This window comes from Hyphomicrobium sp. (assembly GCF_041674905.1).
Taxonomy (GTDB): Bacteria; Pseudomonadota; Alphaproteobacteria; order Rhizobiales; family Hyphomicrobiaceae; genus Hyphomicrobium_B.
Genome location: NZ_JBAYUV010000027.1, coordinates 1 through 14,985 on the forward strand (window position 1 = coordinate 1; position 14,985 = coordinate 14,985).

Annotated in this window: 14 protein-coding genes; 6 read left to right on the forward strand and 8 right to left on the reverse strand. The window is 61.6% G+C overall.

Annotated features, from left to right (window positions below):
- Positions 1–303: 303 nt before the first annotated feature.
- From WC026_RS11515 to aroC, 5 genes are all read left to right on the forward strand, one after another.
- Positions 304–1,437 (forward strand): ABC transporter permease, encoded by a 1,134-nt coding sequence (locus tag WC026_RS11515; protein ID WP_372711156.1) that lies wholly within the window; start codon positions 304–306, stop codon positions 1,435–1,437.
- A 15-nt stretch (positions 1,438–1,452) separates the two neighbouring features.
- Entirely contained in the window at positions 1,453–2,193 is a 741-nt protein-coding gene (locus tag WC026_RS11520) for an ABC transporter ATP-binding protein (protein WP_372711105.1), read from the forward strand.
- 174 nt (positions 2,194–2,367) lie between these two features.
- On the forward strand, positions 2,368–3,219 hold the full coding sequence (gene fabI, locus WC026_RS11525) for an enoyl-ACP reductase FabI (RefSeq protein WP_372711106.1): 852 nt from the start codon (positions 2,368–2,370) through the stop codon (positions 3,217–3,219).
- A complete protein-coding gene (locus tag WC026_RS11530; protein WP_372711108.1) occupies positions 3,216–3,830 on the forward strand; it encodes a histidine phosphatase family protein in 615 nt (204 codons plus the stop codon). Before fabI ends, WC026_RS11530 begins: the two co-directional genes overlap by 4 nt.
- A 498-nt stretch (positions 3,831–4,328) precedes the next feature.
- Entirely contained in the window at positions 4,329–5,417 is a 1,089-nt protein-coding gene (aroC, locus tag WC026_RS11535; RefSeq protein WP_372711109.1) for a chorismate synthase, read from the forward strand.
- A 61-nt stretch (positions 5,418–5,478) separates the two neighbouring features.
- Here the strand turns inward: aroC and WC026_RS11540 are convergent, their stop codons facing one another.
- Positions 5,479–6,708 (reverse strand): class I SAM-dependent RNA methyltransferase, encoded by a 1,230-nt coding sequence (locus WC026_RS11540; RefSeq protein ID WP_372711111.1) that lies wholly within the window; start codon positions 6,706–6,708, stop codon positions 5,479–5,481.
- Complete coding sequence (locus WC026_RS11545) at positions 6,701–7,459, reverse strand: TlyA family RNA methyltransferase (protein WP_372711157.1); 759 nt, start codon at positions 7,457–7,459, stop codon at positions 6,701–6,703. The genes WC026_RS11540 and WC026_RS11545 overlap by 8 nt, the downstream gene beginning before the upstream one ends.
- A 50-nt stretch (positions 7,460–7,509) precedes the next feature.
- Here WC026_RS11545 and WC026_RS11550 point away from each other — a divergent pair, with 50 nt between their 5' ends.
- Positions 7,510–7,932 (forward strand): DUF4399 domain-containing protein, encoded by a 423-nt coding sequence (locus WC026_RS11550; protein WP_372711113.1) that lies wholly within the window; start codon positions 7,510–7,512, stop codon positions 7,930–7,932.
- A gap of 64 nt (positions 7,933–7,996) precedes the next feature.
- Here the strand turns inward: WC026_RS11550 and dxs are convergent, their stop codons facing one another.
- From dxs to WC026_RS11580, 6 genes are all read right to left on the reverse strand, one after another.
- The gene (dxs, locus tag WC026_RS11555) at positions 7,997–9,904 is read right to left on the reverse strand and encodes a 1-deoxy-D-xylulose-5-phosphate synthase (RefSeq protein WP_372711114.1); all 1,908 of its coding nucleotides are present in this window, start codon (positions 9,902–9,904) and stop codon (positions 7,997–7,999) included.
- 203 nt (positions 9,905–10,107) lie between these two features.
- A complete protein-coding gene (locus WC026_RS11560) occupies positions 10,108–10,389 on the reverse strand; it encodes an exodeoxyribonuclease VII small subunit (protein ID WP_372711115.1) in 282 nt (93 codons plus the stop codon).
- Between the two features lie 46 nt (positions 10,390–10,435).
- A complete protein-coding gene (locus WC026_RS11565) occupies positions 10,436–11,380 on the reverse strand; it encodes a histone deacetylase family protein (protein ID WP_372711116.1) in 945 nt (314 codons plus the stop codon).
- 38 nt (positions 11,381–11,418) lie between these two features.
- Positions 11,419–12,300, reverse strand: a complete 882-nt coding sequence (locus WC026_RS11570) for an SDR family oxidoreductase (RefSeq protein WP_372711118.1) — start codon at positions 12,298–12,300, stop codon at positions 11,419–11,421.
- Positions 12,301–12,374: 74 nt separating this feature from the next.
- Positions 12,375–13,148, reverse strand: a complete 774-nt coding sequence (locus tag WC026_RS11575) for a crotonase/enoyl-CoA hydratase family protein (RefSeq protein WP_372711120.1) — start codon at positions 13,146–13,148, stop codon at positions 12,375–12,377.
- Positions 13,145–14,914 (reverse strand): acyl-CoA dehydrogenase, encoded by a 1,770-nt coding sequence (locus WC026_RS11580; protein ID WP_372711158.1) that lies wholly within the window; start codon positions 14,912–14,914, stop codon positions 13,145–13,147. Before WC026_RS11580 ends, WC026_RS11575 begins: the two co-directional genes overlap by 4 nt.
- Between the last annotated feature and the right edge of the window lie 71 nt (positions 14,915–14,985).

Consider the following 14,985-nt stretch of genomic DNA (forward strand, 5'->3'; position numbering starts at 1 on the left):
ACCGTCGATAAGACGCAGACTGAGGAAAAGTCGGATGCGACCAAGGCCGCTCCGGAAAAGCAGATCTGCCGCCGCTACTCCGCAGCGATCGCCGGTCTGGTCGACGTCCCCTGCAACGAATGACGAAACCGGAAGCGGACATCACACCTGCTTCCCGCCCCGTTCAAACAAACAGAAACAGCCCTGATATTCGGCCAACGCCCTCAAGGAGGAGGACAGGTCATGGACCTCGCAGTCAACATGCCAGCCGACGCAAGCGCTCAGCGCACGGCTTCGAAACGCCCGCGCTCGCGCCGCCGCCCGATGCCGATGGTCATGAAGCTCGCCTATCGCAATCTCTTCCATGATCGCATGAGCTTCTTCGTCACCATCATCGGCATCGTCTTTTCCGTCGTTCTCGTCGCCGTGCAGTCTGGCATCTATCTCGGCTCGCAGAAAAAGATTTCGGCGATCATCGATGCGGCGCCGGCCGATCTGTGGGTGATCCCGCTCGGCACGAAAAGCTACGACGATCCGTCGTTCCTTTCCGGCCGCGAACGGCACATGGTTCTCGCGACGCCGGGCGTCGAAAGCTCCGAAGACATGGTCGTTTCCTTCTCGAGCTGGCGCAAGCCGCAAGGCGGCCGCAACACGATCCTCCTGATCGGTACCGCAGGCGACAGTCCGAAGGCGCTGCCGTGGAATATCGTGCAGGGCAGCCGCGCCGCGCTTGAAGCGCCCGGCACGGTCGCGATCGACCAGAGCTATTTCCCCGACCTCGGCGTCAACGCTCTCGGCCAGCACGCGGAAATCAACGGCGCCTCGGTCGAGCTTGTCGCGATCACGAAACGCATCCGTTCGTTCACGACGCTGCCGTTCGTCTTCACCTCGATCGAAGAAGCGCGCCGCCTGTCGGGCGCCGATCAGGACCAGGCCTCCTACCAGCGCGTGATGCTGACGTCGGGCGCCGATATTGAGACAGTGCGTTCAGCCATCGAGCGGCGTCTTCCCGATACGGAAGTTCTGACCCAGGACGAATTCCGCAAGCGCAGCCAGAATTACTGGCTGTTCCAGACCGGCGCCGGTGCGGCGCTGATCGCCGGAGCGCTTCTTGGGCTCATCGTCGGTATCGTGATCGTCGCCCAGACCCTTTATTCGAGCACGAAGGATCACATCAACGAGTTCGCAACGCTGCGGGCCCTTGGCGCCGGTCGAGGCTATATCGTAAAGGTGATCTTGATGCAGGCTGTGTTGTCGGGTCTGATCGGCTATGGGCTCGGCATGGTCCTGGCGCTGCTGGCGATCCGCGGGGCCCAGGATACCAAGCTGACCGTCATCATGACGCCGGAACTCGCAAGCGGATTGTTCGTCGTCACCGTTGGAATGTGCATATTCGCTGCCATCAGCGCCATCATCAAAGTCGTCCGGATCGACCCGGCCGTCGTCTTCAGCCGCTAAGTCCGGAGAGCAACAATGTCCACGCCCATGAACAGCAAGGTCATTCTCGAAGCCCAGGGCATCGTGAAAGTGCTCGGCACGCCTCCGAACGAGGCCAAGGTTCTGAAGGGCATCGACCTTCAGCTCCACACCGGCGAACTCACTCTGCTCATGGGTCCGTCGGGTTCGGGTAAGACGACGCTCTTGTCGATCCTCGGCTGCATCCTGACGCCGACGCAAGGCAAGCTCGAAGTCGCAGGCTTTCAAACGCATAATATGAACACGGAAGAACTTGCCAACCTCAGACGCAAGCACGTCGGCTTCGTGTTCCAGTCGTACAATTTGGTGCCGACGCTGACGGCGGTCGAGAACGTGATGCTGGCGCTCGACCTGCGCGATCTCAAGGGTCCGGACGCTTACGATCAGGCAGCGGACGCCCTCGAAGCGGTTGGCCTCGGCCATCGCATCAACGCCATGCCGTCGAAAATGTCGGGCGGGGAAAAGCAACGCGTGTCGATCGCCCGCGCGCTCGCCGGATCGCCCTCCGTCATTCTCGCCGACGAGCCGACTGCGGCGCTCGACGCCAAGAACGGCATGGCCGTCATGGAGCTGCTGGCAAAAGTTGCACAGGACACGCGACGCGCCGTCCTAGCGGTCACCCACGACCACCGGACGCTGCAATATGCCGACCGCATCATTACGATCGACGATGGCCGAATTGCCGGTTCGGAGCGTCCGAAGCTTTCCGGCAACGAGGTCCAGGCTCAGGCACACTGAAAAATATTTGTTACTTCAGATACTTATCCGGTTCCATGGGGCGCTTCCGGCATCTTCTGACCCGGGCCAATGGCCGCGCATCTGTGCCGCCCCGCCATCTGGACCGGCAAACGCATTTGTGTAGGATGCGCGCCAGCCCAAACCCATCAGAAATTATTCAAGGAAATTGAACCCATGGCGGGGTCACAGGCGAACACGTCCGCAGCCGCGGGCCAATTGATGGCCGGAAAACGCGGTTTAGTCATGGGCGTCGCCAACAATCGGTCGATCGCCTGGGGCATCGCCAAGGCCTGCGCCTCGCAAGGCGCCGAAATCGCGCTGACGTATCAGGGCGACGCGCTGAAGAAGCGGGTCGAGCCTCTCGCAGCCGACCTTGGAACTAAGTTAGTTCTGCCCTGCGATGTCACCGACGCGTCGTCGATCGATGCCGTCTTCGAGACGCTGAAAAAGGAATGGGGCCGTCTCGACTTCCTGGTGCACGCCATCGCTTTCTCCGACAAGAACGAACTTGACGGCCGCTACGTCGACACAACCGAGAAAAATTTCACGCAGAGCATGCTGATCTCTTGCTTCTCCTTTACGGCGCTTGCCCAGCGCGCCGAGAAGCTGATGCCGGATGGCGGCTCGCTGCTGACGCTCACCTACTACGGCGCCGAAAAAGTGATGCCGCATTATAACGTCATGGGCGTCGCCAAGGCCGCGCTCGAAGCGAGCGTGCGCTATCTCGCGGCTGACCTCGGACGCAACAACATTCGCGTCAATGCGATTTCGGCTGGGCCGATCAAGACGCTTGCCGCCGCCGGCATCGCCGACTTCCGCTACATCCTGCGCTGGAACGAATATAACTCGGCGTTGCGCCGCAATGTCTCGATCGAGGATGTCGGAGGCGCCGGTCTCTATCTTCTTTCCGACATGTCGCGCGGCGTGACGGGCGAAGTCCATCACGTCGACAGCGGCTATCATATCCAGGGCATGAAGAACGAGGACGCTCCCGACATCTCGGTTGTGAAGAGCGACGAGACTTGAGCGAGCGCGCTGCGACGGCTCGTTTGAAGCCCGGGCTGACGCTCTATCTCATCCGCCACGGCCAGACCGACTGGAACAGGGACGCCCGCTACCAGGGCCAGCGCGATATTCCGCTGAACGAGACCGGCCGCGACCAGGGCCGGCGCCAGGGCGACATACTGAAACGCCGCATGCCGGGCATTGCGGCCGCCGATTTCGTTTCAAGCCCGCTCGGACGCGCCATCGAGACGATGCAGCTCGTGCGCGCAGCGCTCGGCCTGGACGGCAATGGATACCGCATCGACGCGACCATCCGCGAATTGAGCTACGGCCATTGGGAAGGCGAACTCGCGTCGGACCTTTCAGAGAAAGATCCGGAGGGCGTTACCGCAAAATCCTCCGACCCGTTCGGCTGGCAGCCCATTGGCGGCGAAAGCTATGCGGACCTGCAGCGGCGCATTGCGGTGTGGCTCGAAGGGCTCGAGCGTGACACGGTTGCCGTCACGCACGGCGGCGTCAGCCGCGTCGCTCGCGGCGCCATTCTCGGAATCGAGCCCGGCCTCGTGCCGTTCCTCGACGTGCCGCAGGACAGAATTCTGATCCTGCGCGATGGCGCGATGACTTGGCTTTAGACTGAGCCTTGAAATCAAAAGAGCCGGAGAAGCGGCTCTCCGGCTCTTCGTCATCCGTTGACGGATGCATGATGAAAGACCCCTCGACCACGGATGCTCAAGTCCGGGAGGAACGGTCTTTTAAACGCGCTACGCGCGTGCGCCCTCTTCGTGAAAAGGGCAAATTCCGCAACGTCTGAAACGTCCGATCCATCGATGCGACGCGGGCCGCATTCAGGCGGCTATCACGTGCTCGGCCGGGTTGCAGATCAAAGCGGATACAAAGTTACGGCTGCCGTCAGCCTTTTTTCGCTAAGTGAAAAAGGCCGACGAACGCGCACTGCGGCGGAGTTAATCTGCGTCGCGGAGACTTGTCACGCGCTTTACCGGCGATGCGGGCTTGCTGCCTTTCGCCGTCGCTCCTAAGAAAGACTGTGACGCAACCCGGCAACACAATTGTTGCAGCGCCATCGTGGTCGATGCGCGGCCGGGCTCACCATCCGAGCGAATGATCAGGCGATGTCTCACAATACCTTCGGGCACCTCTTTCGCGTAACGACGTGGGGCGAAAGCCACGGCCCCGCCATCGGCGCGGTCGTCGACGGCTGCCCGCCCGGCATTGCCCTCGACGAAGGCGATATCCAGGTTCATCTCGACCGCAGGCGGCCGGGGCAGTCGCGCTTCACAACGCAGCGCCAGGAAGCCGACGTCGTGAAAATCCTGTCCGGCGTCTTCAACGATGCTTCCGGCAAGCAGGTCACCACCGGCACACCGATCGCTCTTGAAATCCAGAACACGGATCAGCGCTCGAAGGACTACGGCGATATCAAAGACAAGTATCGCCCGGGGCACGCCGACTTCACCTACGACGCTAAATACGGCATTCGCGATTATCGCGGCGGCGGGCGCTCATCGGCGCGCGAGACGACATCGCGCGTCGCTGCCGGGGCGGTTGCGCGCAAGGTTCTCGGCGGCATGACGATACGCGGCGCGCTGGTTCAGATCGGTCCGCACAAAGTCGACCGCGCGAACTGGAATTGGGACGAGGTCGCTGGCAATCCGTTCTTTTCTCCGGATCGGAAGGCCGCGGAGCTTTGGACCGAGTACCTCGACAAAATCCGCAAGGCCGGTTCATCCGTCGGTGCGGTCATCGAAGTCGTTGCCGAAGGCGTGCCTGCGGGATGGGGCGCACCGCTCTATGGCAAGCTCGATCAGGATCTCGCCAGCGCGATGATGTCAATCAACGCGGTCAAGGGCGTCGAGATCGGCGCGGGCATGTCGGCCGCTGAATTGACCGGCGAAGAGAACGCCGACGAAATCCGCATCGGCAACGACGGCAAACCGGATTTTCTTTCGAACCATGCAGGCGGAATTCTCGGCGGCATCTCGACGGGACAGCCGATCGTCTGCCGCTTCGCCGTCAAGCCGACGTCGTCGATCCTGGCGCCGCGAAAAACCATCGACAAGCAAGGCCGCGAAACCGAAATCATTACAAAAGGCCGACACGATCCGTGCGTCGGCATCCGCGCCGTTCCGGTCGGCGAAGCGATGATGGCGATCGTGCTTGCCGACCACCTCCTGCGCCATCGCGGTCAGACCGGCGGCTAGAATGTTTCCGGAAAAGCGGGAACCGGTTTTCCGCTAAGAAACACGGCAAAACAAAAAGGCCCTAGCGCCGGAACACAGCGACCACTTCGACGTGCGCGGAATAGACGAACTGATCGATGGGCGTCACGGATTCGATTTTGTAGCCGCCATCGACAAGGTGCCGCGCATCGCGCGCCAGCGTCGCAGGATTGCACGAGGCGGCAACGACGGTCTTGACCTTCGATCTCGCAAGCCGCTGCGCTTGCGCTTCCGCCCCGGCGCGCGGCGGATCGAAAACGACGGCGTCGTGCTCGTTGAGTTCGAGCGGTGACAGCGGATCGCGAAAGAGATCGCGCACGCACGCGGTGATCGGCTTCAACCCGGTCGCTTTTCTCGTTGCCGCATTCAGCGCCTCGATTGCCAGCTTGTCGCCGTCGAATGCCAAGACTTTCGTGCGCGCGGCGAGCGGAAACGTGAAGGCGCCAACACCGCAGAATAAGTCCGCAACCATCTTCACCTTGCCGACGGCGGCTAGAATTCGGCTCACCATCTCGGCCTCTGCTTCGGCGACGGCCTGCACGAAACATCCGGGCGACAAGACGACGTCGGTTGATGCGAATGACAGAAACGGCGGCAACGTCTCGACAACGACATCGTTACCGACGGCGAGACGCGCCAACTTCAGCTCACTTGCTCCCAAAGCTAGCCGACTGCGAACGTCGGGCGTCAACTTGCGCTCGATACCGTCGATGAGCACGTCGAGTCCGGATTTTGTCGCCGTCACAGTGAGCCGCGCCCCGAGCTTGGACATCAGCGGCGCGATCAGCCCGCTGAGCGCCGGGATCGCTGCAACGATCTTCGGCTCGAGGACCGGGCACTCCGCGATTGCAACGAGCACATGCGATTGGGCTTCATGAAATCCGATCGCGACGCCGCCGTCCCGGCGCTCTGCGGACAACACCGCGCGCCGCCGTTTTCCGCCCGGCTCGACGAGATCGCCGACGTTCACGTTCAACCCGCGCGCTGCAAATGCGGATAGGACGAGATCGCGCTTCCACACCCGATAAGCGTCCGACGCCATATGCTGCACGACGCAGCCGCCGCATGTTGCGAAGTGCCGGCAGATCGGTTCGATGCGGTCTGGACTCGGCTGCAGCACGCGCAGCAAGCGCCCGCGCGAACCGTCGACATTGGCGACCACACGCTCGCCGGACATAGCGAACGGCACAAAGACAGGCGCGCCTGTGCTCTCCGCAACGCCGTCGCCCTGTGCTCCGACATCCCTGATCAGAAGCTCGCGCTCATCAGACATCACGCCGTGCTCCAATCAGATATTCGATGTTGCCGGAGCCGCCCGAGATCGGAGACTCCATCTCTCCGACGACGCGCCAGCCCGTTTGCTGTTCGAGCCACGTGCGCACCGCGTCGACCGCATCTCGGCGCGCTGCCTCGTCACGAACGATGCCGCCGCTGCCGATCCGCTCACGCCCGACCTCGAACTGCGGCTTCACCAGCACGACGAGCCAAGCACCAACGGCTGCGAGCGGCAGAACGCATCCCAAAACTTTCGTCACGGAAATGAAACTGACATCAGTGACAATCGCTTCGACCGGCACGGGCACGTGATCGCGGGTCAGCGTGCGGGCGTCGCAATTTTCAAGCGACACGACGCGGCGATCGGATTTCAAGTCGTCATGTAGTTGTGCGGTGCCGACGTCGACGGCAAACACCTGCGCCGCGCCGCGTTCAAGCAAAACCTGCGTAAAGCCGCCGGTCGACGCGCCAACATCGAGCGCCACGCCGCCTGCCGCAGCAAATCCGAAACGATCGAGCGCGGCCACGAGCTTTTCGGCTCCACGCGAGACGTAGGCTGGTGCTTCATCCGCGAGTTCGACGGCCTCCGACGGGGCAACGTCGGACGCGGGCTTGCTGCACGGTTGCCCTCCAACACGGACAAAACCGCGCCTGATCAAATCCTGCGCGCGCGCTCGCGACGGCGCCAGTCCGCGCGCTACGAGTGCCAGGTCAAGGCGCATGAATTTGCCGGTTCTTGCATCATTGATTATAGCTGCAGTGCTTTCCACTTAGCTGTTTCTGAAACTGGAGGGAAATCATGAGACTCGCATTCGCCAGCGCAATTCTTGCATTGGCATTTCCTATAAGTGCGTTAGCAGACGGCGAACGCACGCCGGCGCCCGCGGGGGCCAAGGTGTTTATCATCGAACCGACAGACGGCGCGACCGTTACCAGCCCCGTCACCGTTAAATTCGGCGCCGAGGGCGTCGAGATCGTACCGGCCGGAACCGATACCGCGAACAGCGGGCATCATCATCTGCTCATCGATACTCCGGTTCCCGACCTGAATTCCGCTATCCCTAAGGACGAGCATCACGTCCATTACGGCAAGGGACAAACGGACGCGACCGTTGAGCTCAAGCCCGGCAAACATACGCTGCAGCTTCTGCTCGGCGACAAAAACCACATCCCGACCGATCCGCCGGTCGAGTCGCCGGTCGTCACCATCACCGTACAGTAAATTTGCAGCGAAGCCCGGTCGGCCGGGCTTCGTCCATCCGTTGATTTCCTGAAAACGAAACGATCTACGCACGCTCGCCGACGACGTCGGCTCGTCCGAGCGCGGCAAAGACCGTCTTCACGATGCCCGACGCGTTCAACCCTGCATCTTCGTACATCGCTTCCGGCTTGCCGTGGTCGATGAAGACGTCGGGTAGAACCTTCGTGCGAACGCGCAGCCCCCTATCGAGCAATCCTTCATCCGACAGGAATTGCAGAACATAACTGCCAAAGCCGCCGACCGAACCTTCCTCGACCGTCACGAGCACTTCGTGATTGAGCGCGAGGTCGCGGATCAAGCGCGTATCCAACGGTTTGGCGAAACGCGCGTCGGCAACCGTCGTCGATAGTCCGAACGATTGCAGCTGATCGGCTGCCTTCAGGCATTCCGCGAGACGTGTTCCAAGCGAGAGCAGCGCCACCTTGGAGCCTTCGCGAACGATGCGCCCCTTGCCGATCTCGAGCGGCACGCCCGCTTGCGGCAGCTCCACGCCGACGCCCTCACCGCGCGGATAGCGCAACGCGCTCGGCTGGTCGTCGATTGCAACTTGCGTCGCGACCATGTGAACGAGTTCGGCTTCATCGGCTGCCGCCATGATGACGAAGTTCGGCAGGCATCCGAGATAAGCAATGTCGAACGAGCCGGCATGCGTCGCACCATCGGCACCGACAAGCCCGGCGCGATCGAGCGCAAAGCGCACCGGCAGCTTCTGGATCGCGACGTCGTGCACGACCTGATCGTAAGCGCGCTGCAGGAACGTCGAATAGATCGCCGCGAAGGGCTTGTAGCCCTCGGTCGCCAATCCGGCCGCGAAGGTCACCGCGTGCTGTTCCGCGATGCCGACGTCGAATGTGCGATCGGGGAATTCCTTGCCGAAATAATCGAGTCCCGTGCCGGACGGCATGGCGGCCGAAATCGCGACGATGCGATCGTCCTTTCGCGCTTCGGCGATCAGGCTGTCGGCAAAAACTTTCGTATAGCTCGGGGCGTTGGGCTTCGGCTTGACCTGCGCACCCGTGACGACGTTGAACTTGTTGACGCCGTGATACTTGTCGTCGGCGGCTTCGGCTGGCGCATACCCCTTGCCCTTCTTGGTCACGACGTGAACGAGAATCGGCGCCTGCTCGGCGTCGCGGACATTCTTCAAAACCGGAAGAAGCTGATTGAAATCGTGTCCGTCGATCGGGCCGACGTAGTAGAAGCCCAGCTCCTCGAACCACGCGCCGCCCTGCCAGATGTGGCGTGTATATTCTTCAACGCGCGCGGCGCGCCGCTCCCATTGCTTCGGCAGCATCTTCGCCAGCTGCTTGGCGTAGTCGCGAAGATGCAGATATGTGCCGCTGGACGTGGCGCGCGCGAGATATGCCGAGAGCGCACCTGTCGGCGGCGCGATCGACATATCGTTGTCGTTCAGAATGACGATCAAGCGTTCGTTGCGCGCACCGGCGTTGTTCATCGCCTCGTAGGCCATGCCGGCGCTCATCGCGCCATCGCCGATCACCGCGATGACATTGTTGCTGCCGCCGCTGAGGTCGCGCGCCACCGCCATCCCGAGCGCCGCCGAAATCGATGTCGAGGAATGCGCGGCGCCGAACGGATCATAAGGGCTTTCATCGCGCTTCGTGAAGCCCGAGAGGCCAGCCGGCTGGCGCAGCGTGCGAATGCGATCGCGCCGGCCCGTCAAGATCTTGTGCGGATACGCCTGATGTCCGACGTCCCAGATCAGACGGTCGTCGGGCGTGTTGAAAATCCAGTGCAGCGCGACCGTCAGCTCGATGACGCCAAGCCCGGCGCCCAAGTGCCCACCCGTGACCGAAACCGCGTCGATCATTTCCGCGCGCAGTTCGTCCGCCACCTGCGGAAGCTGATCTTCGGCAAGCTTGCGGAGTTCGTGAGGCGTTCCGATGCGATCGAGTAATGGTGTCTTGCTCACGGAATTACCCTAATTTAGCGGAAGGTCTGCCAATCATCGCAATTTTGAGGCGCCGAAAAAGTGGACGGTATGGCCCTGGCGTTCATAGCGCTTATCACCGTGCTCCCCAACGGGCCACAGCCTTGAGATGAATAGTGCGCGGGCTTGCCGCAGTGAAGGTGTAAAATTCTCGGTGCCCGAGCCTGCGTTTTGCGCCGCGGCGCTTAAAACGGCGCGCCATTGTCCTTGTCGAGCGGCGTGGTTCCCTTCGGAGTTCCGTCGGCCGCGAGCGTCAATTTTTCGACTTTTGCTTCAGCCGCCTTCAGCAGCCGGTCGCAATGATCGCGAAGCGCTTCGCCGCGCTCGTAAATCGCAATGCTTTCCTCGAGGTCGACGTCGCCGCGTTCGAGCCGGCCGACGATGGCTTCAAGTTCCTTCAGGGCGCGCTCGAACGCCATATCCTTGATATCGTCGAACGTTTTTGCCGGTGCTTTTACTGCGGTCATAAATTCTGCCCTGCGGCTATATCGTGTTGGCAATAGGGTCTTTTACTCAGGCGCCCGTCTGCATCAATACCGAGACGTGTGCTGCGACCGATCGCGCGAGGCCCTGCAGATCATATCCGCCCTCAAGCATCGATACCATTCGTCCGTTGGCATGGCGGCGCGCGACGTCCGCCAAGGCCTCGGTCGCCCATCTAAAATCATCCTCGACGAGTTCAAGACCGCCGAGCGGATCGCGATGATGCCCATCGAACCCCGCCGAGATCATAACCATGTCCGGCGAGAAGTTGTGAAGCGGCCCGAGAATCCGATCTCGAAACGCTTCCTCGAAATTATCGCGCCCGTCACCGGCCCTGAGCGGTGCATTGAAGATATTTCCAACCCCTGTCTCCTGCAATGCGCCGGTTCCGGGAAATAGCGGCATCTGGTGCGTCGATCCATAGAACAAATTTTTGTCCGACCAGAAAATTTGCTGCGTACCGTTGCCGTGATGCACGTCGAAATCGACGACAGCAAGCCGTTCGAGGCCGTGCTTGGCGCGGGCATAATGGGCGGCGATCGCGATGTTATTGAAGAGACAGAAACCTAATGCGCGATTGCTCTCGGCATGGTGTCCGGGCGGCCGCACCTGGCAGAATGCGTTCGACACGTCCCCGCGAACCACTTGGTCGACGGCGTCGAGCCCGGCACTGACGCCGCGCCGAGCGGCTTCCCAGCTCCCCGGCGAGACGACCGTATCGTCATCGATATGCTGGTGTCCGTCCTTGATTTGTTCGGCCAGCCGGCTGAGCCCCTGCACGTAGTCCTTCCGGTGCGCTAGAGCAACGAAGTCCAGATCGTCCGGACGCAGAGAAGCCTCTCGACGTGCCAGTTCGGAAAATCGGGCATCCTGCAAAACTCTGTCGATCGCACGCATCCGATCGGGACGTTCGGGATGCCCCTCGCCTGTCTCGTGATGAACGAACGCCGGATGGGTGATGAGGAGAGTCGTCATCGCGCGCGCTGCATGCTCCGATTATTTTTTGTTTGCAATCAGCCCAACTCCGAAACACGTGCAATCGTCACGCCCGGCGGCGGGCGGCTGTCGGCAGGCACGAAAAAGTCGGGCGCCAGCGGCAGCGATGGATCGACCCGGTATTTTTCGAAATCGGTGATGCCGCCGACGGAATGAAGAAACGTATCGTCGATTAGAAAGTTACCGCTGAATGACGTCGCCGGTTGCTGAAAAACGAGATGCGCGGCGTCGGCGACGATTTCGGGCGAACGGCTCATGTGCATCATCTTATCGCCGCCGAGAATGTTGCGAACGGCGGCCGTCGCGATCGCGGTGCGCGGCCAGAGCGCGTTGACGGCGATGTCGTCTTTTTTCAATTCGTCGGCGAGACCGAGCACGCAGAGGCTCATGCCGTACTTCGCGATCGAATAGGCGACATGGCCTGAGAACCACTGCGGCTTCATGTCGAGAGGCGGAGAAAGCATCAGAATGTGCGGATTTTTCGCTTTTCTCAGATGCGGCAGACATGTTTGCGAAACAAGAAACGTTCCGCGCGTGTTGACGGCAAACATCAGATCAAAACGCTTGATGTCCGTCTGCTCGATCGGCGTCAGGGCGATCGCGCTGGCGTTGTTGACGCAGATATCGATGCCGCCGAAGGCCGCAACGGTCTCGTCGACGGCGCGCTGAACCTCTTCCTCGTGGCGAATATCGCAGGCGATGGCCAATGCCTTGCCGCCCGCATCTTCGATTTCCTTCGCCGCCGTATGGATCGTGCCTTCGAGCTTGGGGTTTGGATCGGACGTCTTGGCGACGATCGCGATGTTGGCGCCGTCGCGCGCCGCGCGCCTGGCGATTGCCAACCCGATGCCGCGGCTCGCGCCCGTGACGAAAAGGGTTTTGCCCGTGAACGACGCCATTGTTTTTCTCTCTTATTGAAGCGCGATCGTGAGCGCCCATGCTACTCCGCCGCAAGCTCCGGCGTAAGAGCGCGCTACACAGGTTTGCGGAAATTGGGGGATCGTTTTTCGAAGAACGCGGTAAATGCCTCAAGGGCTTCCGGCGAGGCTAATCGCTCACGGAATGCAATAACTTCCTTGTCGATATGCTGCAAAATCTCGACCGGACTTCCGCGCATGAGAGCCCGCGTCACGGCCAACGCTTCGGGCGGCAAGCTTGCAAGGCGGCGAGCCGCTTCCAAAGCCGCATGTTCGAGGCGTCCGGACGCGACGACCTTGTTGACGAAGCCCGCCTGCACGGCCTGCTCGGCCGAGAACGTTTCACCCAGCGCCAGCATTTCGAAAGCGCGCGCGTAACCTATGCGGCGCGGCATCAGGAGGCTCGAACCCGCTTCCGGAATAAGTCCGAGATTCAGAAATGGCGTTGCGAATGTCGAAGCGGGCGAGGCGTAAACCAGATCGCAGTGAAACAGCATGGTCGTCCCGACGCCGATCGCAACGCCGTCGACCGCCGCAATCACCGGCTTGCGGATCATCGGCAGCAGATAAACGAAGCGCCGCACGTTGGTTCCGAGGTCGCCGGTTCCTTGCGCAGTCGCGAGAAAATCGCCGAGATCGTTCCCCGCCGTAAATACTCCGCCGGAGCCCGTGATCAGATGGACGGCAATCGCGGGATCGTTATCGCCGCGATCGAAGGCTTCGCACAACTCTCCGTACATGGCGCTGGTCAGCGCGTTCTTTTTTTGTGGCCGCGTCAGGCGAAGAACCTGCACGCCGTCATTGAGCGAAATTTCAACATCGGACGTCATGCGAAAAGCGGCCCATGCGCGTCGACGAGCACGGAGTGGGCTCCGCCTTGCACGATTTCGGAAAGTGCTAAGGCTTCGGTCAGGAGATTTTCCGCAAAGAAGCGCGCGAGCGCGACGCGCGGCGAGGATGCGTCCTCGGAAAGCGCACCCTTTGCGAGATAGGCTCCGCCGGCCGTCAGGCTCATCAGGCGCAGATACGGCGTTGCCGACGTCAGCGCCGCCTCGGGCTCGCTTTTCAGCATTAGCCCCATCCACAGCGTCGCGGTTTGCAGCCCGGTGAGGGCTTCCGTCAGCCTTTGGGCCGTGCGCCCGAATTCGGGCCGGTTGGACGCGCGAACCGACGCGATGATCTCAGCAAGCTCGGCGAGATACGCACTCACCACGCCGCCGTTTTCAAGCGGCAGCTTGCGCGTGACAAGATCAATCGCCTGAATGCCGTTGGTGCCTTCGTAGATCGGCAGAATGCGCGCATCGCGAAAATACTGCGCGGCGCCCGTCTCTTCGACGAAGCCCATGCCGCCGTGCACTTGAATGCCAAGGGACGCCACCTCGTTGGCGATATCGGTCGAGAACGCCTTGGCGAGCGGAGTCAGCAGCGCCGCCTTGTCGAGCGCGGCCTTGCGCTCCGATTGGTCTTTCGACAGATGCGCGATGTCGTGCTCGCGCGCGGTCGCGAAACAGATCATGCGGGCCGCCTGCGTCATCGCCTTCATCGTCAGCAGCATGCGCCGGATGTCGGCGTGCTCGATAATCGGGCTCATGCCCGGCGATCCGTTCGCCGCGAAGCTTTTGCCCTGGCGTCGCTCCTTCGCATAGGCGATTGCGTGCTGCGTCGCGCGCTCGGCGACGCCCACGCCCTGCAGGCCGACGCCCAACCGCGCGGCATTCATCATGACGAACATCGTCGCGAGACCGCGATTTTCCTCGCCGATCAGATAGCCGGTAGCCCCGCCCTTCTCGCCGAATTTCATCACGCACGTCGGGCTCGCCATGATGCCGAGCTTGTGCTCGATCCCGGCGCAGACGACATCGTTGCGCTCGCCCTGCGATCCGTCATCGTTGACGAGAAACTTAGGCACGAGGAACAACGAGATTCCGCGCGTTCCTGCAGGCGCATCCGGAAGGCGCGCGAGCACGAGGTGGATGATATTCTCCGCCATGTCGTGTTCGCCGTAGGTAATGAAAATTTTGGTGCCGGTGATGCGATATGTTCCATCATCCTGCGGAACGGCGCGCGTCGACAATGGTCCGAGGTCCGAGCCCGCATGGGGTTCGGTCAAATTCATCGTTCCGGTCCACGCGCCCGAAACCATTTTCGGCAGATACTTGGCTTTGATGGTGCCGCTGCCGCCCGCCTCGATGGCGTGAATCGCGCCCTGCGTCAGCAGCGGACAAAGCCCGAACGATACGTTCGACGCGTTCCAAATCTCGCCCACAGCGGCCGAGACGATCTCCGGCAACCCCTGCCCGCCGAACGTCTCGGCGCATGGCAAGGAACTCCAGCCACCATCCGCGAATTGCCGGTATGCGTCACGAAAGCCCAGCGGCGTTGTTACGGAACCGTCCGAAAATTTCGACCCTGCCTTGTCGCCGGACGCATTGAGCGGTGCTAAGACTTCGGCGCCAAACTTTCCGGCTTCCTCGATGACGGCGCCGATCGTCTCGGCGTCGAGCCCCGCATAAAGCCCGCGCCGAAGAAGATCGTCGAGACCCGCTGCCGTCTTGAGAGCAAAAACGATGTCGTCTACTGGAGCCTGATAAGTCATGGATGGTGTCATGGATGGTGTCTGGGCCTCTGCGCGTTTGCGGAACACTATGCTTGATGCGAAGCTGTAGC